At 40.6% G+C, this 22,873-nt stretch carries 21 protein-coding genes and 1 other RNA gene; 8 read left to right on the plus strand and 14 right to left on the minus strand.

Features of this window, described 5'->3' with window-relative positions; translation table 11 throughout:
- Window positions 1-81: 81 nt before the first annotated feature.
- The 5 genes from PP181_RS09610 to PP181_RS09630 all read right to left on the minus strand — a co-directional run bounded on the left by PP181_RS09610 (window position 82) and on the right by PP181_RS09630 (window position 4,412).
- Window positions 82-258 carry a hypothetical protein gene (locus PP181_RS09610; RefSeq protein WP_161598240.1) on the minus strand — a complete coding sequence of 59 codons (177 nt, stop codon included), beginning with the start codon at window positions 256-258 and terminating at the stop codon, window positions 82-84.
- A 144-nt stretch (window positions 259-402) separates the two neighbouring features.
- Entirely contained in the window at window positions 403-1,134 is a 732-nt protein-coding gene (locus tag PP181_RS09615) for a LytR/AlgR family response regulator transcription factor (protein ID WP_154919369.1), read from the minus strand.
- Window positions 1,135-1,277: 143 nt separating this feature from the next.
- Window positions 1,278-2,804: a hypothetical protein gene (locus PP181_RS09620; protein WP_272636918.1), complete on the minus strand. Its 1,527-nt coding sequence runs from the start codon at window positions 2,802-2,804 to the stop codon at window positions 1,278-1,280.
- Window positions 2,805-2,917: 113 nt separating this feature from the next.
- Window positions 2,918-3,304 (minus strand): acyl-CoA thioesterase, encoded by a 387-nt coding sequence (locus PP181_RS09625; RefSeq protein ID WP_154919364.1) that lies wholly within the window; start codon window positions 3,302-3,304, stop codon window positions 2,918-2,920.
- 1 nt (window position 3,305) lies between these two features.
- Complete coding sequence (locus PP181_RS09630; RefSeq protein WP_246160893.1) at window positions 3,306-4,412, minus strand: glutaminyl-peptide cyclotransferase; 1,107 nt, start codon at window positions 4,410-4,412, stop codon at window positions 3,306-3,308.
- A gap of 101 nt (window positions 4,413-4,513) precedes the next feature.
- Between PP181_RS09630 and ffs the strand changes: the two genes are divergently transcribed.
- Window positions 4,514-4,612, plus strand: an RNA gene (gene ffs, locus PP181_RS09635) — signal recognition particle sRNA small type.
- Window positions 4,613-4,799: 187 nt separating this feature from the next.
- Window positions 4,800-5,609 (plus strand): SDR family oxidoreductase, encoded by an 810-nt coding sequence (locus tag PP181_RS09640; protein WP_272636919.1) that lies wholly within the window; start codon window positions 4,800-4,802, stop codon window positions 5,607-5,609.
- A gap of 19 nt (window positions 5,610-5,628) precedes the next feature.
- Here PP181_RS09640 and PP181_RS09645 read toward each other — a convergent pair whose 3' ends face one another.
- Entirely contained in the window at window positions 5,629-7,014 is a 1,386-nt protein-coding gene (locus PP181_RS09645) for a transaldolase (protein ID WP_154919360.1), read from the minus strand.
- Window positions 7,015-7,194: 180 nt separating this feature from the next.
- Here PP181_RS09645 and PP181_RS09650 point away from each other — a divergent pair, with 180 nt between their 5' ends.
- Window positions 7,195-8,823, plus strand: a complete 1,629-nt coding sequence (locus PP181_RS09650) for an ABC-F family ATP-binding cassette domain-containing protein (RefSeq protein WP_272636920.1) — start codon at window positions 7,195-7,197, stop codon at window positions 8,821-8,823.
- 26 nt (window positions 8,824-8,849) lie between these two features.
- Window positions 8,850-9,968: a hypothetical protein gene (locus PP181_RS09655; RefSeq protein WP_272636921.1), complete on the plus strand. Its 1,119-nt coding sequence runs from the start codon at window positions 8,850-8,852 to the stop codon at window positions 9,966-9,968.
- A gap of 100 nt (window positions 9,969-10,068) precedes the next feature.
- Here the strand turns inward: PP181_RS09655 and PP181_RS09660 are convergent, their stop codons facing one another.
- Window positions 10,069-10,794 (minus strand): hypothetical protein, encoded by a 726-nt coding sequence (locus PP181_RS09660; protein WP_272636922.1) that lies wholly within the window; start codon window positions 10,792-10,794, stop codon window positions 10,069-10,071.
- A gap of 210 nt (window positions 10,795-11,004) precedes the next feature.
- Here PP181_RS09660 and PP181_RS09665 point away from each other — a divergent pair, with 210 nt between their 5' ends.
- Complete coding sequence (locus tag PP181_RS09665; protein ID WP_272636923.1) at window positions 11,005-11,577, plus strand: fasciclin domain-containing protein; 573 nt, start codon at window positions 11,005-11,007, stop codon at window positions 11,575-11,577.
- Window positions 11,578-11,580: 3 nt separating this feature from the next.
- Here the strand turns inward: PP181_RS09665 and pheT are convergent, their stop codons facing one another.
- A complete protein-coding gene (gene pheT, locus PP181_RS09670; protein ID WP_272636924.1) occupies window positions 11,581-14,013 on the minus strand; it encodes a phenylalanine--tRNA ligase subunit beta in 2,433 nt (810 codons plus the stop codon).
- A gap of 126 nt (window positions 14,014-14,139) precedes the next feature.
- Between pheT and PP181_RS09675 the strand changes: the two genes are divergently transcribed.
- Window positions 14,140-15,363, plus strand: coding sequence for a TlpA disulfide reductase family protein (locus PP181_RS09675; protein ID WP_272636925.1), 1,224 nt, complete (start codon window positions 14,140-14,142; stop codon window positions 15,361-15,363).
- 13 nt (window positions 15,364-15,376) lie between these two features.
- On the opposite strand, the gene leuB is transcribed toward PP181_RS09675, so the two are convergent.
- On the minus strand, window positions 15,377-16,495 hold the full coding sequence (gene leuB, locus PP181_RS09680) for a 3-isopropylmalate dehydrogenase (protein ID WP_272636926.1): 1,119 nt from the start codon (window positions 16,493-16,495) through the stop codon (window positions 15,377-15,379).
- Between the two features lie 2 nt (window positions 16,496-16,497).
- Window positions 16,498-17,670: a 2-isopropylmalate synthase gene (locus PP181_RS09685; RefSeq protein WP_272636927.1), complete on the minus strand. Its 1,173-nt coding sequence runs from the start codon at window positions 17,668-17,670 to the stop codon at window positions 16,498-16,500.
- Window positions 17,671-17,816: 146 nt separating this feature from the next.
- Here PP181_RS09685 and PP181_RS09690 point away from each other — a divergent pair, with 146 nt between their 5' ends.
- Entirely contained in the window at window positions 17,817-19,361 is a 1,545-nt protein-coding gene (locus tag PP181_RS09690) for a hypothetical protein (protein WP_272636928.1), read from the plus strand.
- Window positions 19,362-19,367: 6 nt separating this feature from the next.
- Window positions 19,368-20,246, plus strand: a complete 879-nt coding sequence (locus PP181_RS09695) for a DMT family transporter (RefSeq protein WP_272636929.1) — start codon at window positions 19,368-19,370, stop codon at window positions 20,244-20,246.
- On the opposite strand, the gene PP181_RS09700 is transcribed toward PP181_RS09695, so the two are convergent.
- From PP181_RS09700 to panB, 4 genes are read right to left on the minus strand one after another with little or no spacing between them, the layout of a single operon-like run.
- Window positions 20,230-20,751, minus strand: a complete 522-nt coding sequence (locus PP181_RS09700) for a DUF4252 domain-containing protein (RefSeq protein ID WP_272636930.1) — start codon at window positions 20,749-20,751, stop codon at window positions 20,230-20,232. The genes PP181_RS09695 and PP181_RS09700 overlap by 17 nt on opposite strands.
- Window positions 20,752-20,785: 34 nt before the next feature.
- The gene (locus tag PP181_RS09705) at window positions 20,786-21,490 is read right to left on the minus strand and encodes an RluA family pseudouridine synthase (protein ID WP_272636931.1); all 705 of its coding nucleotides are present in this window, start codon (window positions 21,488-21,490) and stop codon (window positions 20,786-20,788) included.
- A 5-nt stretch (window positions 21,491-21,495) separates the two neighbouring features.
- Window positions 21,496-21,999, minus strand: a complete 504-nt coding sequence (lspA, locus tag PP181_RS09710) for a signal peptidase II (protein WP_272636932.1) — start codon at window positions 21,997-21,999, stop codon at window positions 21,496-21,498.
- 5 nt (window positions 22,000-22,004) lie between these two features.
- Window positions 22,005-22,823, minus strand: a complete 819-nt coding sequence (panB, locus tag PP181_RS09715; RefSeq protein WP_272636933.1) for a 3-methyl-2-oxobutanoate hydroxymethyltransferase — start codon at window positions 22,821-22,823, stop codon at window positions 22,005-22,007.
- Between the last annotated feature and the right edge of the window lie 50 nt (window positions 22,824-22,873).

The raw sequence follows: 22,873 nt of genomic DNA on the forward strand, positions 1-22,873 counted from the left end.
ACTTTGTAACTGAATACTTACAAGATAACAAAACGCCCGAACATTTATTGCCGGGCGTTGCAAATATTTATAAGGGTATAATTATGCCTTGCCGTAAGGAGGGTCTCTTCTATCATCATTTTGAGAACAGCCATCGCAGGCCAACATGGTGTTCAAATCTTTCATAAAGTCAAACTCGTTTGCGGTGTTTTCAATTACATAGGTGGTCAATCCTAAAGCCATTAAGGCGACAGCTGCGATACTAACTATTTTTTTCATTTTGTAAGGTTTTAAATTTTAGTGTTGCTTTTTTTATTACGTTACCAAAGTAATAGGTGTACAAGAAAATAAAACCTTGATTTTGCAGTAGTTAGTAGAGTAATTAATTCTATGAGTATTTGAACCGGTTTTGAAAGAATTTGTTCAATTTAGCGAGGATACGCTGTTCTTTGAGAGGATTATCTTTAGTTGATCCATTCTTTCCTTATATGTTTTTGAGAATGGCAGGTTTTTATCTCCTTCCTTTAGCGCACAGATATTTTTACCAAAATTGATTCTTGACACAAAGTCCGTGTTTACGATGTAGCTTTGATGGATACGGATGAAATTTTGAGGCAGTTGGTTTTCGAACGTTTTTAAGGTCTTGAAGGCATTTATAACCGTTCCGTCCCTCATAAAAAATTCGGTGGTATTATTGTCGGCCTGTAGGTAGAGTATATCCTTAGTGTCCAGATATTGGAAATCATTATAGGATTTTAAGCAAATGGTCTGAGGTTCCTTGGTCTTTGGCATTCTTTTCCTCAGTTTTAACAAGGATTTTCTAATATCGAACTCATTGAAGGGCGCCAACCAATAATCAAAAAATCCGTTTTTAATGGCTTCATAGGCATGTTTCTTGGACTTTGATATTCCTATGACCATTGGTATTTCCAAAAGGTATTGATGCATTTCCATCACCATTTGGAAAAGAGCGGGTGCCTTTTGGTCGAGGTTGATAAAAACCAAATCCGGTGCGAATTTTAAGATTTTGTTAAGTCCATCATCAGGCCCTTTGGCCATACCAGAGCAAACAAAGTCGCCATATTCCTCCAAAAATGTACCGAGTTGCAAATTGGAGACGGCATCAGAATCTATTATGACATACGAATATTCCAAATCCACTAGAGTTCTGGTGCAATTTACTAATAGACCAAAAGTCTTTGAACTAGGAAAACCTTATAAAAATGGAGGATATTGTAATATTTTCACCTAATCAATTGATTATGAAAGTATTTTCTTCAACAACTATAAGATATAGACTACTCAATTTTTGCAATAGCTTGATAAACACCCAAATCCGGTGCGGAAGTTCTTGTGTTATTCAGTAAATCAAAAGGTACTTCCTGGGCAATAGGGATACTTCCTTTATTTATAACATCGGAATCAAGACCGATTCTATAATCATTGTCGCTGGGATTGAAATAATCCGGGTTTCCGTTTAAAATGATATTTTCAAAAGCAGGTCCCTCAAAGTTGTATAAAGTGGCGTCCTGCGAATCCGTTTCCCTGAATTTCAGGAAACAATTTTGAAATCGGTAGTTAAAAGTGTTCTCCTTATTGGAGGCAAGCATGAGTTCCGACATGGAGTTACCGTCTATAATGCAATTACGGAAATCGGCCTGAATCAAATCGGCTCCTGCAGCTGTATCCATGCTTCCATAATTACTTAAGATCAAAGCTCTTCCCGTCCTAAAACCGTTCCAGTAGTTGGCAATGGTGGCATGTGTAAATATGTATCTGCCACCCAATTCACAATGTAAGGATGAACTACCCGAACTACCCAAAAGAAGATTTTTTGCAGTAATTGTGGACGACCGAGCCCAAAGATTATGAATAGCGCTATTATAGATCTGACTATTGTTAATCTCCAAGGAAATAGTATCGTTTTCTATATTCCCATCTATGTATATTCCAATTTCAGCATTTTTGATGGTAAGATGGTCAATGCTATTTTGGGTACTTCCACTGGAAATGAAAATGGTTCCCCACTGACCCGGAGTATTGGAAAAAGAAGGCTCCAATCTATCTCCCTCAAAAATCACCTCACCTTCCATTTGATCACGGTCGTTACTAAACGTTCCGTTTACCTTTAAGGAGGCTGTTGGTTTTACAAGTATTCCAGAATTCCTATGAAAATGGATCCTGGCACCTGCATCCATAACCAGCTCTTTGTTTTCCGGAACGGAGGCGTATCCATAAATGACATACGGTTTTTGGTTCGTAAAATGTAACTGGTCGTCCTTTAAATCGAATCCTTCCACAAAAACCTTTGAGCCATCCTCTTGTGTATATAATTCAATGGTCTCATTTGCGCCATTTGTATCCTTCTTTGGATAAAGAAAAATGGCATCCTTGACCAAGGTAACAAGCGTTACTTCCTGTTGATGGATATCGGTATCGAATTGAATGGCATCGGTATATAATAATTGTAGAGTTTCATCTGGAAGCGCGGTCACATTGGTTTCGATAAAGATAAAGAGGCTGTCTTCTGCATACAGGGGAATATCTGTAAAACTGTTCCCAACTTTGCCGTCCACATTCAGTTTATAATAACTATCGGGTCCATTTCTTAACCCGATGTATGGAATGAGCACATCGTCCTTGGTGGTGTTGTATACTTTTAAGGTATAAGTACTACTCCCAATATTGCTGAATACAGTGTCCAGATAAACCGTATCCCTGGAAAAGGAAAGATGTCCGTCACTTGGCGCGTATTCGAAATCCTTTCTGCAAGCGCTGCCCCAGAGTACAAAAAGGACCAGTATGATTACAATTGGAAATTTCAATTTTATTCAAATTATGACTTCAAGTAATTGAAAATTAACGGTCAAAAAATTCTGCAATCCAAAGTACACAGGAAAAGCATCCATGTGCCCAATTAATTATAATAATATAAGATCTAAGAAAATATTTTTTTGATATCCTCCGAAATTCGCATAGGCTTGTTCGTGTCCTTGTTCAATAGACACCATTCAGTATGTGAACGCACCAGAAGCGTATTTGTTATTTCATGGAACATTTCAACAATACGTACGGAAATAGCACCCTTGCTTTTTTCAATATAAGTGGAAATTAATATGGGGTCGTTGAGAATTGCGGGCGATTTGTATTCAATAGTGTGTTTTAGCACTACCCAAATTACGCTGTCCTGAATCTGAACAGGCGCCTTTTCCTTCCAATGTTCCTTTGAAATATCCTGTATCCATTGAACGTACCTAACATTGTTTACGTGATTTAGGTCGTCCAAATCTTCAACAGAAACCTTTAGCCGTTTTGTAAAAGGCATATTACTTCTTTTGTATTTGGACTTCGAAAAGTTTGTCCCAGTCCTTTCCGGTCACGAAAAAAGTCTTTCTTTCGGGATGATAGGCAATACCATTTAGAACGTTCTCCGTATCGACCCAATTTTCTGTTTTGGTAACCTTATCACTAAGCCCCCCAAAATTTATAACCCCTTCAATGGCACCACTTTTGGCATCGATTATCATGACACCCGGTTTCTGGTACACATTCGCATATATTTTGCCGTTTACATATTCCAATTCATTGGTGTCTGCAAAAAGGGATTTGTTCGTAGCAATCTCAATATGGTCCTCTTCTACTAGGGTTTCAGGGTTTAAAATCCAAATTTTATCCGTTCCATCGCTCTTATATAGCTTTTCTCCGTCATTGGCAAGTCCCCATCCTTCCCGACTTTTCCCATATTGAAAATTGTCCAATTTTTTCATATCCTTTAAGTCATATATGAAGCCCATTCCACTGCGCCATGTGAGCTGATAAATTTTGTTTCCCAAAATTGTGATACCTTCCCCAAAATAGGTTTCGTCCAAATCGATTTGTTGATACACCTTTCCCGTTTTATAATCGAACTTTCTCAAAAAAGAGCGACCATTTTTTCCAGTACCCTCATATAAGGTATCCTTATAAAACTCCAATCCTTGCGTATAGGCGTTGGGGTCATGGGGAAATTCGTTCAGAATGGTATACGTATAAATGTCCGGGGCCTTGGAAGCCAAAACCTTTAGATTTTTGGTTACCTCTACGGTATTTCCCTCATAAGTTACACTGGCCTTCAATATTTTATTGCCCAATTTTGGAATGGAAAATTCCAATTGGTCGTTCACTAGCGGAAGTTCATTACCATCAATACTATAAATCACACTTTCAATTTCCTTGTTTTTGATGTTTTTAAGGGAAACACCCAGCGCATCGTTTTGTCTTACTTCCTTTGCATTGCCCTCCAGTTCAATAGTAAACAGGGAAGAAGGCTTTTGATTTCCGCTACCACAGGCAAAAAATAAAAGAACAATCAATAAGGTTAATGGGATTCCAATAATCTTCATGGGCAATTTAATGGAATAAACTATTTGAGAATAATTTTCTATAAATAACATGCTAAAAATTTAAGGCTCTACTAAGTCGCCAGCAAGTTAATCCATTAAAATTAGAATCTAAAAAGGATTGCCAAAGATTTAAAAGGTTGTATATTTGCACCCGGCAAGTCCTACACGACCAGCTCCTGTAGAATCCCCCAGGGTGGGAACGCAGCAAGGGTATACGGTCGTAGCGGTGCGATGTAGGTAGCTTGCCTTTTTTTGTGCCTTATAGTTACCGCACTATGGCCATTTTCATGATGTATTTGAAAGAAGTCGGTTTTGATTTCAAACCAAGTTTCGAAGAATTCAAACACCATTTATCGCATCGGGAGAATTCGAATGCAACTTCAAATATATACGACCTTAGATTTTTAAAATACGATTCCCATCGCTTACTTTTGGAACATGAATTCAAAGATCGTACTTATAACTGGTGGCTCTTCAGGCATTGGCAAGGCCATTGGAAACTATTTGAATAAACAGGGTTTTGTAGTTTACGGAACTACAAGAAACTTGGAAAAATATGCAAGTTTCAAAGATTTCGAATTGTTGGAGATGGATGTTAGGGTACCGGAATCCGTCACCAAGGCCATTGAATTATTGGTGCGGAAAGAAGGAAGGGTGGATGTCTTGATCAATAATGCCGGTGTGGGCATAACAGGACCTTTGGAGGAAACGCCTAACGCTGAAATACTAAATGCGTTTGACACCAATTTTATAGGACCTTTAAACGTCATTAAGGCTATTCTGCCGCAAATGCGCCAACAAAACAACGGATTGATCATAAACATAACCTCAATAGCCGGATATATGGGCTTACCTTATCGTGGAATTTACTCGGCAACGAAAGGAGCGCTGGAATTAATCACTGAAAGCTTGCGAATGGAAACCAAACGGTTTGGCGTAGAGTGCACCTGTTTGGCCCCAGGTGATTTCGCCACCAATATTGCTGCAGGTCGTTTTCACGCTCCAATTCAAGAAAACTCACCTTATAAGGAATCGTATGGAAATATTCTCAAATCCATTGATAAAGATGTTGATAAAGGCGGTGACCCTAGGGAAGTTGCACTAAAAGTGCTTCAAATCATAAATGCCAAAAATCCAAAGGTACACTATACCGTGGGGGCATTTATGCAAAAGTTTTCAATCCGACTAAAAAAGGTATTGCCAGACACATGGTTTGAAACGTTATTGATGAACCACAGTAAAAAGTAGGGTATAAATACGGTAATCCTTAAAAATTGTTCCAATAAATATTGGAGAAAGCATCTACGATCAAAGCGTCATTGGTAATGACACATTTATTCATGGGGTAGAGGATAAGGCTTTCGGTAAGTTGATGAAAATCTTCCGCCATAAATTGGCTATGGGCATCAAACTCAAATTTGTTGACAATAGCTTTCCAGTTGCTGGCATCGGTTCTGAAACTAATACCAATATATTCGTATTCAGGTTTTTCAAGCTTTAGTTCGTTCACGCGATTGAAAATGTTCTCGTAATGATTTTTGTTGGTCCCTGACCAAAAGTAGAAAACCACTTTTTTATTCTTGCTCAGTGCAGGCAACGAAACCAAAGAGTCATGTATGGAAACCAACTTTATATCAGGTACTGGACTGTTGGGCTGTATATTGCTAATACCCTTATATAAGCGCTGTATCTCCTCAATATGCATGTTGTTCCCGGAAAAACGTTGGAATTCATCTATAAAAATCTTATTACTGTCGGCGTCATGCTCTCGTAACAAATAATCAAAGGCCACATTCCTAAAAAGGTTATCCCTTAATTCCTTTTCGCCCACCAAACTATCGATCATAGCAAGTTTGTGCTGATTAAAATGTAATTGATTATGTGCGGTACCATTGGATTTACCGCAAGACTTGGAACAGGTCATATAGGAAAGATTGCCCAAGTGGGATTTCATAAAATCATAATAGGGGCGTAAGTAAATTAAATTTCTATTGTTGTAATCGATTCCAGAGCGATACGCATAAAAAGTAGGTGGCAACTTATGAAGTTGCTCTTCTTTCAGTTTTCCTTTGTGTTTAAAAGGATAGACCTCCTTGAATCTATAAAAGGTATAATTGATACTGGCCTTGGCGATTTCATAGGCTATATCGGATAATTCCGCTTCGGAATTCAAATCTTCCAGATCCTGAATTTTTTCCTTTCGAAGACTTTCCACCTTCTCTGAAAATTCATCTATCTCCAATTCGAACAAATCGGAATACATCAGTTGTTCTACCTCTTCATCTTCTAGAAAGATTTCCAACAAAAAGTTGTTCAATTCCTCGTTAGTACCAGAAAATACAAGGGACTCGTCAAAATACAAAGTATTTAAGCGTATCCACACGCTATCACCTTTTTCTAAATATACATATTGTTGCTCTGGACTATGGTTAAAATGGTAGAGCCCATCATCCACAGCATCCAGTTGAAAAGAGAACCGGTTGGTATCGTCCAATTTTGCGGAATCCACTGCTTCACTGCCTTTATAAAGGACTACATATTCGCTGGTGGGATTCACAATTTCCCCTGCAAAAAAGACACCTTTGCTATCGGAAACGGGGGAATTACAACCAATCAAACCTAGAACAAGTGCAATAGGTAAAACTTTATCCATACACAAAACGGGCAACATTTATGGTCAAAAATAAGGATACGTATTCTCTGTGTCTGTTAATACCTAGTTAAAAATTAATGGATTAGGTTGTAAGGAAGGTTCTATAGGATGATGTGCAACGATAGTTGGTTTTCGCCTTTAAAATTCAGTATTTTTGCACGGATTTTTAAAACGTGTTATATGTTATCCGTATCCAATTTATCCGTTCAGTTTGGAAAAAGAGTGTTGTTCGATGAAGTAAACGTGTCCTTTACGGAAGGCAACTGTTATGGTATTATTGGTGCCAATGGGGCCGGAAAGTCAACGTTCTTAAAGGTACTTTCTGGTCAAATAGATCCAACTTCAGGCCATGTTCATCTGGAACCAGGGAAAAGAATGTCCATTTTGGAACAGGACCACAATGCATCGGATGCGTTTACAGTTCTGGAAACTGTAGTCAAAGGAAACAAGCCTTTGTATGAAATAAAAAAGGAAATCGATGACCTATATGCCGATTATAATGATGCCAATGCCGATAGAATAGGGGAGTTGCAGGTACAGTTCGAAGAAATGAACGGCTGGAACGCGGATAGTGATGCGGCCGCTTTGCTCTCAAATTTGGGGATTGGCGAAGAATTGCATTATACATTGATGTCTGACATGGATTCCAAATTAAAAGTAAGGGTGTTATTGGCCCAAGCTCTTTTTGGTTCCCCGGACGTGCTCATAATGGACGAGCCCACGAACGACCTGGATTATGAAACCATCAATTGGTTGGAAAACTTTTTGGCCGATTACCAGAATACAGTAATTGTGGTTTCCCATGACCGTCACTTTCTTGATACGGTGTGTACCCATATTGGCGATATCGATTTTGGCAAATTGAACCTTTATTCCGGCAACTACACATTCTGGTACGAAAGTAGTCAGTTAGCGGCCAGACAAAGGGCGCAACAAAATAAAAAGGCTGAAGAAAAAGCCAAGGAACTTCAGGAATTCATTATGCGTTTTAGTGCCAACGTCGCAAAGAGTAAACAGGCAACGTCAAGAAAGAAGATGCTCTCCAAGCTTAAGGTGGATGATATTAAACCATCCAGTAGAAGATACCCTGCCATTATTTTTGAAAGGGAACGGGAAGCCGGTGATCAGATTTTGAACATTGAAGGACTAAAAGCTACGACCGAGGAAGGTGAACTTCTTTTTGATAATGTGAATATCAATCTGGCAAAAGGTGATAAAATAGCGGTTATTTCAAGGGATTCCAGGGCAAACACCGCCTTCTATGAAATAATCAATGGTAATAAAAAAGCCGATGGCGGAAAGTTCAGTTGGGGCGTAACCACCACACAATCGTACCTGCCGGCAGACAACTCGCATTTTTTTACCCAAGACATCAACCTGGTAGATTGGTTAAGACAGTGGGCAAAGACAGAAGAGGAACGTGAGGAAGTCTATATTCGAGGTTTTTTGGGTAAAATGTTGTTCAGTGGGGAAGAGGCCCTAAAAAAATGTACGGTACTTTCTGGGGGTGAAAAGGTGCGATGTATGCTAAGCCGAATGATGATGCTCAGGGCCAACGTACTTATGTTGGATGAACCTACCAATCATTTGGATTTGGAGAGTATTACGGCATTCAACAATTCCTTGAAAAATTTTAAGGGAACGGTGCTATTTACTACCCACGACCACGAGTTTGCACAGACCGTGGCCAATAGGATAATAGAATTGACACCAAAAGGCAACATTGACCGATATTCTACGTTTGATGAATATATGTCCGATAAGGCATTGAAGGAACAGAGGGGCAAGATGTATGCTGTTCCGGCATAAGGAAATACAACCCAAATCTTAACCTCATGAAGACCTACACCTACACGGTCCGCGTTATGCTGACGGTTTTTTTGGCTGCATGTAGTAAGTCGGCCACAGAACCCTTGGAAACAGAAACCCCTGCCAGCACAAAAGGAGATTACACCATTTTATTGGAGACATCCGGTAGCTTGACAACGGCAAGGCTTCAGGCAACTGCAGATGACCTAACCTTGAAAGCCAGTGAATTGGAATTTCCCCTTTTTTCCGATTCGGAAATTACCTTTGCCTCTAATAACTCATTTAGCTTCTATGAAGTTACCGAAACATGTAATGGAAAGGTCCTATTATTTGATTTTAACACAGGAAATTACAAGCTGATAGATACCTTTTTAAACCTGGATGCCTGTAACTTAGAGGTTACTTCTGTTTCACATGATAGTGCGAATGTCTTCCTCACTTTTACGAAGAGCGAAATTGATAAGGAAGATTCCCATTTTGTTCGAATAATAGATCAAAACGATACCGATAATCAGGTAGACATACCGTTAGATTTAAAGCCGATTCAATCAATTCCCTCCCAAGGTAAATTGTTTGTGCTGACCCTTGATACAACAATCACGGATGAAAATGGCATTAGTGTCATCGAAATCGGACAACAATCCGTTGTTTACGAAAAACTGGTAGGCTTCAATGCAAAAAAAATCTTTAAAGACCCTGATGGTGATATCGTAATCAGTTATCCTGAACTACATACCACAGTAAATCGCAATACTTTTGAAGAGGCCTATACCCAATACGGAGAAAATATCCGTCCGAACCTATATCAATCCGTATATGCAACATTTGACACCTTTGGCAAGCTTTATTACACGATGAATATGGACATGGGTGGCGACAAAAATCCGGCGGTATATGATTTTCAAGCCAACAAGGCGACTTTATACTTTTTTGAAAACTTCCTCTCCAATGAACAAATAACACTGTTAAATATAAAGTCGGCAACGGCCATTGCCTATGATTTGGAACATGATTATATAGTGATAGGCTATGCCAAGACTGATGGGACGGAAGGAGGAATACTGCGTATTACACCAACACCGGATTTTAGGTATATCGATGCTATCGACCTAGAAGGGCTTCCACGAGCGATAATTATGCAGTGAACTACCTCCGGGCAAGCCCAAGAGACCTTTTTCTAAAAACGAACCCATCATTTTGAACCGAGCATCGGTGTATTCAACCACTTTGGCGGTGCCAATAAAACTAGGCGTTATAATACTTACTGTTCCAGATAGCCGGACTGAAGTTTTTGCCCATCGCAAATCCATAGAATATGGCTATTGCCACGATGCTCTTGAACATAAAGAAAAACAGAATCCCGAATTCCGCTACGGAATTTGATTTTGAAAACAGGCCATTGGGAATTAACAGGGTCGTCAAATAGCTGATAAGCACTATTACGAAAATAAGGTTGCCCACATTCTTAAATGGCCACATCATTAATTTTCTAAACGGATTTAGATCATTCCCCCATTTATGGATGAGGTAATAATATCCGTTGCCCATTGGGGCAAATAAAAGTGGGTCATCCTTATCCTCAAGTTTAAAGAGCTTGGAAGGTGCAATAATCTTGAAATCCTTTAGTTCCGTATTGTGCTCCTTTTCAAGTGATCGTATCTTTGAATAGGCTTCAGCAGGAATTTCCCCTTTAAAATATTTTGTGTCCAAAAACCGGAGACGGTAATCGATACAAAGATTTTTTATTTGATCGATATGGAAAATTTTATCGGAATCCAATAAATCGAAAGTAAAGGAATTCACCTGGGAACCTGACTGGGAATTGACAAGGTTTTTGGCAATGCGGGAATTGTCATCGTCCACTTTGGATAGGATGGCCCTTACATCGTCCAAAATGAGTTCCTCTGATTTTCTAAGCTTCTCTTTTTCTAAGCGTAACTTCTCAAGTAGATTCGTTCTTTGGAATAGCATATTTCTTTTTTTTAGCAACTCTTTCAAAGTTAGACAATAAATGAATTTATAGTAAAGCCAAGAAAATCACATAATTGTTAAAATAATGTTAAAATTGATAATTATCATGTTTTGATAGAAGGCACATACGTCTTAAGAATGTATATTGTCCATGTTCAACGACCATTCATCGAACAAACACCATTGCCCCAAACCGAGAACCCATTTGAAATGAAAAACTGGACATCCCCTGTGTCTTTTTTATGTATCCTTTTTACAGCGTTCTGCACTGCCCAAGAACCTAAAACGGAAGCATTTGAAACTAATTCCGCAAATTTCCTTCCCATAGGAAACTCATTATTGTCTATCACCGAAAAAACGGAAACGCACAGTTTGCTTTTGGCAGCCTTAAGGGCTTCGGAGTTGGATTGCCTGCTGGCGTACGATGCGCAATTCACCGTTTTTGCACCTTCAAATGCCGCCTTCAATAAACTATCGGACGTTACCAAGAAATTACTTCTAAATCCCGATAACAAGGAGAAGCTAAAAGCCATTATGTCCTATCACATCATTGCGGGAAAAATATCGGCCTCCACTATCTTAAGGGCAATGTGCAGGGGAAATGGCGAGGCCTCTTTCACAACCATATTGGGAGAGAAAATTACGGCTACCATGAAGGGCATTGATATCGTGTTGACGGATCCGAAAGGAAATCAGGCAAAAATAGTCACAGCTGATTCCGAACAACGCAACGGGGTAATACACGAAATAGACAGTGTATTTTTTCCTGTAAACCTTTTTTAATTCCTATCGTAGTTCAGCTTTAAGTTCCTTCTCGTAGTTGCTTTGCAGCTTGTCCATTATCTTATCTATTTGTGCATCTGTCAAGGTGCCATTGGTATCCTTTAACGTAAAGCTTACGGCATACGACTTTTTGCCCTCCGGCAAATTGCTTCCTTGATAAACATCAAACAAATTTATTTGCGTCAACAGTTTACGCTCCGTCCTAAACCCAAGATCATAAACATCCTTGAAGGTTACTGCATCATCAAGTAGTAGGGCGAAATCCCTTTTTACCTCTGGGTATTTTGAAATTTCCTTGAAGGTTATACTGGTCCTTTTAAGACTATTTAAAACTTCGTCCCACTGAAAATCGGCATAAAAAATTTGCTGCTTAATATCGAAGTGTTTTAAAATCCCTTTTTTAACGAGTCCGAAGGAAACGAGGGCCGTGCCTTCATGATTTTTGTAGGAGACACCTTCCGAAAATAATTTGGAAGTGTCCGGTTCCACCTTTAAATCCTGAATCCCCAAACGTTCCAAAACAGTATCCACAATGGACTTGAGAAGAAAGAAATCCGATTTTTTGGAAGGATCCGTCCAACTGTTTGCATTAGTATCACCACTTAAAAGGATACCAAGATATTTGTCCTCTTTGCGGTCCGTATCCTCATGGTAGTAGGTCTTACCGAACTCAAATAGCTTTAAATTCTGTCGCTTTCTGTTGATATTGAAACTGGCCGATTCCAAAGCTGTGAACAAGGAGGACTTCCTTAGTACCGATAATTCGCCACTCAAAGGATTCAAAATGGTCACATGTTTTCGTTCCTTTAAATCCCCCTCCAAAAGATTTTCGTAATCGGGGGAAGTCAAACTATTGGTCAGCGTTTCAAAATAGCCTCTGGAAGCCAATAAATCCCCAATTATCTGTTGAATTTTGTAATCTTCGTACGGACTTGAGGAAGCAACGGATGCATTCAATTTTTCGCTAAAGGCAATATTGTTATAACCATATACCCTTAGAATCTCCTCGATAACGTCTACCTGGCGCTGTACATCCACACGATAGGATGGTACGGTTAGCCCCATTCCGGCTTCCGTAACGTTCCGTACTTTGATATCCAACGAAGCCAAAATGGATTTGATGGTATCTTGGGGAATATTCTGTCCAATTAGTTTATTGATTTTTTCAAAGGCCAAAAACACCTCAAAATCCTTGTGTTTTTTTGGGTATAGATCAACAATATCCGAAGTAATGTCCCCACCCGCTATTTCCTTGATCAGCAGAGCGGCCCGCTTTAGGCTATACTCTACATTTTCAATATCGATTCCCCGCTCAAACCGAAAGGAAGCATCGGTATTGAGTCCGTGCCTTTTTGCCGTTTTTCGGATGGACACCGGATTGAAATAAGCACTTTCCAAAAATATGGCCGTAGTGTGTTCCGTAACTCCGGAATGGATACCTCCAAAAACCCCCGCAATGCACATGGGCTTTTCGGCATCGCATATCATTAAGTCGTCCTCGTGAAGTTCCCTTTCCACCCCATCCAGGGTAACGAATTTTGTTCCTTTTGGTAAGGTCTTCACCTCTATTTTACCCCCTTTTATTTTATTGGCATCGAATGCATGCAGCGGTTGGCCCAATTCGTGCAGAACATAATTGGTGGCATCCACCACGTTGTTCTTGGGCGTAAGACCAATGGCCTTTAAACGTTTTTTGAGCCAATCCGGGGACGGTTGTACCAGAATATTGCTAATTGTTACGCCGCAATATCTTGGGGCAAGGCTATTGTTTTTGACGTCAACATCGATTCTCAGCGATCTGTTGGCAACATTAAAATGGCTCACTGGCGGGGTAATCAATTCCTTATTGATTTCCTTTTGTTTCAAGCCCGCCTTAAGGTCCCTGGCAACACCAAAATGACTCATGGCATCCGCACGGTTAGGTGTAAGGCCAATTTCAAAAACTTCATCCTTCTCAACCTTGAAAACTTCAGAGGCCAAAGTCCCCGGTTTCAAACCGTCATCCAGGATCATAATACCGTCATGGCTCTCCCCAAGTCCCAGTTCATCTTCGGCACAAATCATTCCATGGCTTTCCTCGCCGCGTATTTTACCTTTTTTTATCTTCCATGCCTCTCCTTCCTTGGTATATAGGGTAGTGCCAATAGTGGCCACGGGCACTTTTTGACCTTTTGCAACATTGGGTGCGCCACAGACAATTTGTACGGGCGCTCCGTTACCTATATCGACCTTGGTCACCTTCAGCCTGTCGGCGTTTGGATGTTGTTCACAGCTAAGCACATGTCCTACAACAATGCCATCCAAACCTCCTTTAACGGATTCGAAAGGAGTTATTCCTTCAACTTCCAGTCCTAAATCCGTTAGAAGTTCTCCTGTTTTTTGGGAGTTCCAATCTATATTGATAAACTGCTTAAGCCAGTTGTAAGATATTTTCATCGGTCCATTTTAGAGCGCGTAAAGATAAAACAATGGTATAACAGATTCAACAGACGGCGGATTGTTTTATCCCGAATTTTAAAATGAGGTTTTTAAGTCGTTAATTCGCAATAGAATCCAAAAGTTATGAGAAAAGCCTTTATTCCCATTTTATTAATGCTTCTTAGCGGTTGTTCAAACAGTGAAAAAAAGAGTAGGCCAAAAGAAGGTATTTGGCAGGCCAGACTGGAAGTGAAGGACAAACAGATACTTCCCTTTAATTTTGAATTGACCGCTAATGAAGGGGGAACAATTCAAATGAAAATATTAAATGGGGATGAGACCATATTGGTTGATGAAATTTTGGTGGAAGGGGATTCTATTCTGATAAAAGCACCTGTTTTTGAAGGTTATATTTCCGCGAAGATCGATAGTGAATCCATGGATGGGTTATTTGTCATTGAAAGTTTGGATAGGGTAGTTCCATTTGAAGCCGAATTTGGGATTGAAGAACGATTTTCAAATGTAAATTCAAACACTACCGATGCAACCGGAATATGGGAAACAGAGTTCAGCCCGGGAACTGATGACAGCTATATGGGCAAAGGTATTTTTAGCCAAAAAAATGGAATTGTTTCAGGAACCTTTAGAACAACAACCGGTGACTACCGATTTCTAGAAGGTGTCATGGACAAGGATTCATTAAAGGTTTCGGCATTTGACGGGGCACATGCCTTTTTGTTTCAAGCAAAAGTAACGGATAGTACCATGAACGGGATTTTCTATTCGGGCAATCACTTTAAAGAACCTTTCATGGCCGTGAGAAACAAAAATTATGAACTCCCTAGTCCGGATTCCCTTACGTTTATAAAAGAAGGCTATGATAAGTTCGACTTCTCCTTTCCAAACTTAAAGGGGGAGATGGTATCCCTATCCAATCCTTCCTACGAAAATAAGGTAGTCATTGTTCAACTTATGGGTTCTTGGTGCCCAAACTGTTTGGACGAATCCAAATTCCTTGTCGAATATTTAGAAAATCATACAACTGGGGATTTGGCGGTATTAGCACTTGCCTTTGAACAGGCAAAAACAAAGGAACGCGCTTTAAAAAGTATACAGCGGCTCAAGGATAGGATAGGCATCTTCTACCCAATTCTATTGGCACAATATGGCAGTTACGACAAAGAAAAGGCGCAGCAGAAACTGCCTATGTTGAATCATGTACTTTCCTATCCAACGACCATTTTTGTGGATAAAAAGGGGGACGTTCGAAAAATACACACCGGATTCAATGGTCCCGCAACAGGGGATAAATACGAAGAATTCAAGGTGGAATTCGATAGTTTTATAAAGGAGCTATTATCGGAATAAGTGGGGTTTTGAACTAAATTATTGTAGACTTGCCCAAATCTATGTTCTCATCGTTCATGTTAAAATGATCATCCAGTTCCATGATATTGTCCGCAATAAAATCGCCCACGTAATTGGTGCCATACTTACTGCTTCCCATAATATCTGGGGTAACGATTTTTTTCGAGAAGGATTTTAAAACGGCCGCAACAAGGGCATCGGCCTCTTCGTTGAGCTTAAAATGCTGCAAAAGCATGCCGGCACTTAAAATAGCGGCTACAGGATTGGCAATATTTTTATCCTTTGCATCAGGGTACGAGCCGTGAATAGGCTCGAACATGGCATGTTCCGTACCCACCGATGCTGACGGCAGTAAACCTATAGACCCTGCCAGGACACTTCCTTGGTCTGACAGAATATCCCCAAACATATTGTCCGTCAGGATTACATCAAACTGGGATGGGTTGAGTATCATCTGTACCGCGGCATTGTCAATAAAAAGCGTTTCCAGCTCAATTTCGGGATAGCTTTGAGCTATCGAATTTAAGACCCTCCGCCATAAACGGGAGGTTTCCAGAACATTGGCCTTATCGACCAAGGTCACTTTTTTTCTTCTGTTCTTTGCCGCTTTAAAGGCCAAATGTGTTATTCTGCTGATTTCCTCTTCGGAATAGGAACACGTGTCCGTGGCGACATTGGTACCGGAATCTATGGATTTGTTTCCGTAGTAAATACCCCCGGATAGTTCCCGATAAATCACCAAATCGGTATCCTTGATCAACTTTTTATTGAGCGGGGATTGTTTTATAAGGGCGGGAAATACTTTGACAGGTCGGATATTCGCAAAAAGATCCAGTTCCTTCCGTAATTTCAAAAGTCCTTGCTCCGGCCATACCTTTGCGTTTGGATTACCATCAAACTTGGGCATACCAATTGCCCCGAACAAAATAGCATCGGAATTTTTACAAATCTTCAATGTTTCGTCCGGTAGGGGAGTCCCTTTTTTATCAATGGCCTCTGCACCGATCAAGGCCTTCTTGAATCTAAAGGTATGTCCAAAGGTCTCTTCTACGGAGCGTAGGCATTTTAAGGATTGGGCAACAACTTCCGGGCCAATGCCATCCCCTCCAAGTACAGCGATATCCAAGCGCATATTTATCCTATACTTTGTAAATTCACCTTGCTGGACTCAATGATTTCATGGATGTCATCGTCAAGAATCTCCTTTTTTCTATCCGCAAAATTCAAAAACTCCTCATAAACTTTGTCCAGTTGGGTCTTGGTAAGCTCATAGCCCACCAACTTTGCACGGTAGGCCAATGCGGCCCTTCCGCTTCGGGCCGTCAACACAATGGAGGATTCGGTAACACCAACATCCGCGGGATCGATAATTTCATAGGTTCCCCTGTTCTTTATAACGCCATCCTGATGTATTCCAGAACTATGGGCAAAAGCGTTCGCACCAACGATGGCCTTATTGGGTTGGACGACCATACCCATTTTGTTCGATACCATTTTACTGGTATCAAAGAGCAATTGGCTGTTAATGGTAGTATCCAAATTCAGACTTGGGTGCTGTCTCATGATCATGACCACTTCCTCCAACGAAGTATTTCCGGCGCGCTCCCCAATTCCGTTTATGGTACATTCGATCTGACGGGCGCCATTGATTACCCCGGCAATGGAATTGGCGGTGGCCAAACCAAGGTCGTTATGGCAATGGCAGGAAAGAATAGCTTTATCTATACCCTTCACGTTTTCCTTCAAATACTTCATTTTGGCACCGTATTCCTCGGGAAGGCAGTACCCGGTGGTATCGGGAATGTTCAGAACGGTAGCTCCGGCCTTGACTACGGCCTCACACACCCTGGCCAAAAATTCGTTGTCCGTTCTACCGGCATCCTCGGCATAAAATTCAACATCCTCCACAAACTTCTTGGCATAACTCACTGCCTCAACTGCACGTTCAATAATCGCATCCCTGTTGGAATTGAATTTATGCTTTATATGTGAATCCGAAGTTCCTATTCCCGTATGGATTCGCGGTCTTTTTGCATATTTTAAGGCTTCCGCCGCTACCTCGATATCTTTTTTTACAGCCCTGGTAAGACCACAAACTGTGGCATTTTTTACCAGTTTTGCTATACTTTCAACGGATTTGAAATCGCCCGGACTGGAGATGGGAAATCCCGCCTCAATGATGTTTACACCAAGTTCGTCCAACCGCTCAGCTATAACTAACTTTTGTTCCCTGTCCAATTTACAACCTGGAACCTGCTCTCCATCCCTCAGTGTAGTATCAAAAATTTGTACTATATCTTTGCTCATTATATTTATGTAGTTTTAGCAAGTTAAACGAATATATAACGCTGCCGACGAAAAAAGCAAATTTCGCAGGAATATTTACAACGTTAATATACTTTTCAATAATATCAATAAATTGATTTACAACAATTTAAACATATATTTTTACGATGACAAATGCTCATAAAGATGCGTTGTTCGTTTTGGTAAAATCGCTTTCAAAATCTGAAAAGCGGCAATTTAAACTTTATGTAGGTCGTTTGGGCGTGAATACCGATGCAAAGTTCCTGGCGTTGTTCAATCTTTTGGACAAAATTAAGCGTTATGATGAAAAGGTAATACTTTCCAGCGGAATTGTAAAAAAAGCGCAGCTTTCCAATTTAAAGGCACATCTCTATAAGCAGATTCTGGTAAGTCTCAGGCTGAATCCCGTGAACCAAAATATTCGAGTTAAGATTCGTGAACAGCTGGACTTTGCCACCATTCTGTATCAGAAAGGGCTGTATAAACAGAGTCTCAAAATCCTGGACAAGGCAAAAACGACGGCCATTGAAAATGAGGAAAAGAACATCGCCTACGAAATTGTGGAATTCGAGAAAATTATAGAGACACAGTACATCACCCGCAGCATACCGGACAGAGCGGATGAATTAGCGGTACAGGCAAAGGAATTGTCTGGGCAGAACGTTATCACCAGTAAACTTTCCAACCTTTCCCTGCAATTGTACAGTATGATGTTAAAGGTGGGGTATGTACGCAGCGATGAGGACCTTCAGAAAGTAAAGCAGTATTTTTCAAAACATTTGCCAAAGGTGGATGTGGAAACCTTGGGTTTTAGGGAAAAACTCTGGTTGTACAAAGCACATTTATGGTATAGTTTCTTGACCCAAGACTTCCTTTCCTCCTATAAATACGCTAGTAAATGGGTGGATCTTTTCTACGATTACCGCGAAATGATTTATTTGAATCCCGTATTCTTCCTTAAAGGAAATCACTACCTTTTGGAATCCCTTTTTTATGTGAAATACAGCTCCCAATTCAAGGAAACGCTCCAAAAAATGGAGGTGGTTCTAAAGGAGAAGGATTTCCCTAAGAACGATAATATCAATTCCCTGGCCTTTTTGTATCTCAATGCCAATAAACTGAATCTCCATTTTCTGGAAGGAAACTTTGAAAAAGGCCTATATTTGGTAAAGATCATTGAATACGGTATCGCCAAACACAAGGATAGAATCGATGCCCATCATGTGATGGTGTTGTATTACAAGATCGCCTGTTTGTATTTTGGTATTGGTGATAACAAAACCTCTATCGTTTACCTCAAAAAAATCATCAATAACAAGAATCTAAAAATGCGCGAGGATTTAATGTGTTTTGCCAGGGTATTGAGTTTGGTGGCACATTACGAAGCGGGTATGGACTATCACCTGGAAGTGCAATTAAAGAGTACCTATAAGTTCCTGCTGAAAATGAACGATATGCATGCGGTACAAAAAGAGATGATCAAGTTTTTGAGAAATCTTGGCAGTATCTATCCAAATGAATTGAGGGGGGAATTTGAAAAATTACATGCCGAACTTAAAAAATATGAGGACCACCCTTATGAAAAGCGTGCGTTCCTGTATTTGGATATAATTTCTTGGTTGGAAAGCCATTTGGAGAATAAACCTGTTTCGGAAATCATTCGCGAAAAAGCCCTGAAACAGACCCGATAGTTTCCTATGAACCGTTCCCATGTTTCCCACTTATTGGAAATCAATTTGGCGATGCTCTTCATTGCCACCTCCGGACCTTTGGGCAGGTTTGTGGATTTGCCCGTTCCCGTCATTACAGGGATGCGGGGAATTATTGCTTTTATCCTGCTGATACTTTTCTGTAGGTGGCGAAATATCTCGTTGAAGGTCAAAAATGGGGACATCCCCTTGATACTTGTCACAGGTGTATTGATGGCCGCCCATTGGTTGTTTTACTTTTATGCCCTGCAATGGTCCAATGTTGCCATAGGCATGTTGTCACTTTTCACATATCCGGTCATAACGGCCTTTTTGGAACCCATTTTATTAAAATCAAAACTGCAAAGGATGCACCTCTTGCTCGGTGCCTTGGTACTGTTGGGCATTTACTTTCTGAGTCCGAATTTCAATTTACGGGATTCCAATACCTTGGCCATTTTAATGGGGTTGGTCTCGGCCGTATCCTATGCCTTGCGGAATATCATATTAAAACTGAAGGTGGAAAAATACCAGGGAACCACTTTAATGGTCTATCAAACGGGGACGATAGCGATTTTGATGTTACCGGCCTTGTTTTTTACCACTCCAAAGGAAATCTTGGGGCAATGGGAAGGACTTCTTGCCTTGGGGGTCCTAACCACCGCCATTGGGCATAGTCTCTTCCTTATGACATTCAAACATTTCAGTATCACAACTGTAAGCATTTTGAGCAGTGTCCAGCCTATTTATGGGATTCTAATCGGAGCCCTATTTTTGAACGAAATCCCAAAGGCCACGACTCTTTTTGGGGGAGCACTGATTTTAAGTTCCGTGGTTATTGAAAGTTTCCGAGCATCGAAAAAGCAACAGGTCAGTTCTCAGGATTGATGCCGGGTGCAAATTCTTTGATTACATTATTTCCGAGTGTTTCAAACTCATTGTTCTGGGCCATCTCACGGACTTTTATCGGGTCAAAATCGCCATTGAAGTACAAAAAAGAGCCAGTTTCGGCATTGTTATTATAAATGAGGATTTCCTTTACACTGTTTCGTTTTTCACGTATGGAAACCACGTTTCTTTTTAAATCATCGTTCTTTCGGTAGACTTCTATAAACGAATTGCCGGTAATCCCGTTCATTTGCTGGTTCAAGAATTGGGTCCTTGCGGGTGTTGTGCTGGGAAACTTCATATATCGTAAATCCCGAGTGTTTCCAATAAGTGATTGCATTTCAGGCGATATGCCACTTATCAATTTGAGCATGAATTGAGGTACCCTAACTGCCGTTACTTGGGCATCGTTCTTATGTGCATTATAAAATGTGTCTATGGAATTATAACTGCCACAATTATAAAACAGGGCACAAATAAAAAGTGTACAGATTTTCTTGTACATGATTATGGTGTTTAGTAAGCACAATGTACAAAAATTATGAACAGGCATCCCAAATGGAATCTTTGGGGAGAGGCGCTACAATGGTCAAAGGCTCATTTTTTACGGGGTGTAAGAATTCCAGCTTTCGGGCATGCAAATGAATACTTGCATCCTTATTGCTCCTGGGAAAGTCATATTTTAAATCCCCTTTAATTGGGCACCCTATGGCCGATAATTGCGAGCGGATCTGATGATGCCTGCCCGTTTTTAAATCGATTTCCAAAAGAAAATACGTGTTCAGGGCTTTGAGTATCCGGTAGTCCAGAACGGCCTTTTTGCTGTCAGGTACTTCCTTTTCATGGGCATACGACTTGTTTTGCTTCGGATTTCTTTTGAGCCAATGGACCAAGGTATCGGCTCTTTTTGGAGGTGCATCCTTTACTACGGCCCAATAGGTCTTTTTTGCCTTTTTATCGGAGAAGAGCTTGTTCAATCTTGGCAGTGCCTTGGAGGTTTTGGCAAAAACCACCAGCCCCGATGTTGGTCGGTCCAATCTATGGACCACACCCAAATAGACATTGCCAGGCTTGTTATACTTCTCCTTCAGGTATTCCTTGACGACTTCGCTCAAGGGCGTATCGCCGGTTTTATCGCCTTGTACGATATCACCGGGCCTTTTATTTACGATTATAAGATGATTGTCCTCATATAAAACCTGAAGGTTTTTTGGAGTGGACACTACCTTTTCCGAAGCATCCATACCTATTATATGGTGATTTTTTTTCCAAAAAGGCTCAAAAATAGAATCAGGAGCACCCCGGTAGTTACGGCAACATCTGCCATGTTGAAAATGCCTGTTTTAAAGAAGCCCAAGCGTATTTGGAAAAAATCGGTAACCGATCCCAAGGCGATCCTATCAATAAGGTTCCCAATTCCCCCACCAATAACAAAGGCAAAAGCCCATAGCATCCATTTATTTGTATGGGTTCTCGTGAGCATTCTATACAACAGGACCAATAGTACGATCAGCGGAAGCACTTGAAACAGTATGACTTTTAGGGCAGGCGGGAAGTTGGACCCGAATCCCAACATGGCACCGGTATTCTCCACATTGGTAAGAATGAAATGATCTTGGATCAGCGGTATATACTCCTGATAGGAAACATTTTCGCGTACGACCTTTTTGGAAACTTGATCACAGCCAATGTTTAAAAGCACCAAAAGGATGATCAAAAACCGACTCAAAAGCTTGCTACCAGTTGAATTCATGTCCATCAATATTGTTCCTCATCATTGGGAAAGTCCATGGATTTCACGTCTTTCACATAGTTCGATATGGCATTGCCCATCTCTTCGTATAAGTTCATATAGCGCCTTAAGAACCTGGGATTGAACTCATGGGTCATGCCCAACAGGTCGTGTACTACCAGTACCTGTCCGTCCGCATATTTCCCACCACCAATACCAATGGTGGGTATGGTCAATTGTTCCGAAACTTTTTTGGTGAGGGCAGCCGGTATTTTTTCCAGAACAATGCTGAAGCAGCCTATTTTTTCCAACATCGTTGCGTCTTCCATTAATTTCCGTGCCTCTTCCTCTTCTTTGGCCCTAACGGTGTAGGTGCCAAATTTATAAATGGATTGGGGGGTAAGCCCTAAATGCCCCATCACGGGAATACCAGCGGCCAAGATTCGCTTAACGGATTCCTTTATTTCATCGCCTCCCTCAACCTTTACGGCATGGGCACCACTTTCCTTCATTATTCGAATGGCAGACCTAAGGGCCTCCTTGGGGTCGCTTTGGTAACTGCCAAACGGCAGGTCCACAACGACCAGAGCCCTTTCTACTGCCCTTATAACGGAGGATGCATGATAGATCATCTGGTCCAAGGTAATGGGCAGGGTAGTTTCGTGGCCGGCCATAACATTGCTTGCGGAATCGCCCACCAAAATAACATCGACTTTGGCCGCATCCACAATTTTAGCCATAGAATAGTCATAGGCCGTAAGCATGGATATTTTTTCCCCATTGCTTTTCATTTCGACCAAGGATTTGACCGTTACCCGCTTGTATTCCTTTTTTGCAGTAGACATAAAGATATTTTTGTTCCGAGCAAAAGTAATGAGTTTTGGTGAGATAAAAT

This window comes from Maribacter sp. PR66 (genome assembly GCF_028464205.1).
GTDB lineage: Bacteria > Bacteroidota > Bacteroidia > Flavobacteriales > Flavobacteriaceae > Maribacter > Maribacter flavus.

Coding starts and splice junctions, on each gene's coding strand:
- PP181_RS09610 (WP_161598240.1), bottom strand. CDS start 258: ATGAAAAAAATAGTTAGTATCGCAGCTGTCGCCTTAATGGCTTTAGGA.
- PP181_RS09625 (WP_154919364.1), bottom strand. CDS start 3,304: ATGCCTTTTACAAAACGGCTAAAGGTTTCTGTTGAAGATTTGGACGAC.
- PP181_RS09630 (WP_246160893.1), bottom strand. CDS start 4,412: ATGTTATTTATAGAAAATTATTCTCAAATAGTTTATTCCATTAAATTG.
- PP181_RS09640 (WP_272636919.1), top strand. CDS start 4,800: ATGAATTCAAAGATCGTACTTATAACTGGTGGCTCTTCAGGCATTGGC.
- PP181_RS09645 (WP_154919360.1), bottom strand. CDS start 7,014: ATGGATAAAGTTTTACCTATTGCACTTGTTCTAGGTTTGATTGGTTGT.
- PP181_RS09650 (WP_272636920.1), top strand. CDS start 7,195: ATGTTATCCGTATCCAATTTATCCGTTCAGTTTGGAAAAAGAGTGTTG.
- PP181_RS09655 (WP_272636921.1), top strand. CDS start 8,850: ATGAAGACCTACACCTACACGGTCCGCGTTATGCTGACGGTTTTTTTG.
- PP181_RS09660 (WP_272636922.1), bottom strand. CDS start 10,794: ATGCTATTCCAAAGAACGAATCTACTTGAGAAGTTACGCTTAGAAAAA.
- PP181_RS09665 (WP_272636923.1), top strand. CDS start 11,005: ATGAAAAACTGGACATCCCCTGTGTCTTTTTTATGTATCCTTTTTACA.
- pheT (WP_272636924.1), bottom strand. CDS start 14,013: ATGAAAATATCTTACAACTGGCTTAAGCAGTTTATCAATATAGATTGG.
- PP181_RS09675 (WP_272636925.1), top strand. CDS start 14,140: ATGAGAAAAGCCTTTATTCCCATTTTATTAATGCTTCTTAGCGGTTGT.
- leuB (WP_272636926.1), bottom strand. CDS start 16,495: ATGCGCTTGGATATCGCTGTACTTGGAGGGGATGGCATTGGCCCGGAA.
- PP181_RS09685 (WP_272636927.1), bottom strand. CDS start 17,670: ATGAGCAAAGATATAGTACAAATTTTTGATACTACACTGAGGGATGGA.
- PP181_RS09690 (WP_272636928.1), top strand. CDS start 17,817: ATGACAAATGCTCATAAAGATGCGTTGTTCGTTTTGGTAAAATCGCTT.
- PP181_RS09695 (WP_272636929.1), top strand. CDS start 19,368: ATGAACCGTTCCCATGTTTCCCACTTATTGGAAATCAATTTGGCGATG.
- PP181_RS09700 (WP_272636930.1), bottom strand. CDS start 20,751: ATGTACAAGAAAATCTGTACACTTTTTATTTGTGCCCTGTTTTATAAT.
- PP181_RS09705 (WP_272636931.1), bottom strand. CDS start 21,490: ATGGATGCTTCGGAAAAGGTAGTGTCCACTCCAAAAAACCTTCAGGTT.
- lspA (WP_272636932.1), bottom strand. CDS start 21,999: ATGAATTCAACTGGTAGCAAGCTTTTGAGTCGGTTTTTGATCATCCTT.
- panB (WP_272636933.1), bottom strand. CDS start 22,823: ATGTCTACTGCAAAAAAGGAATACAAGCGGGTAACGGTCAAATCCTTG.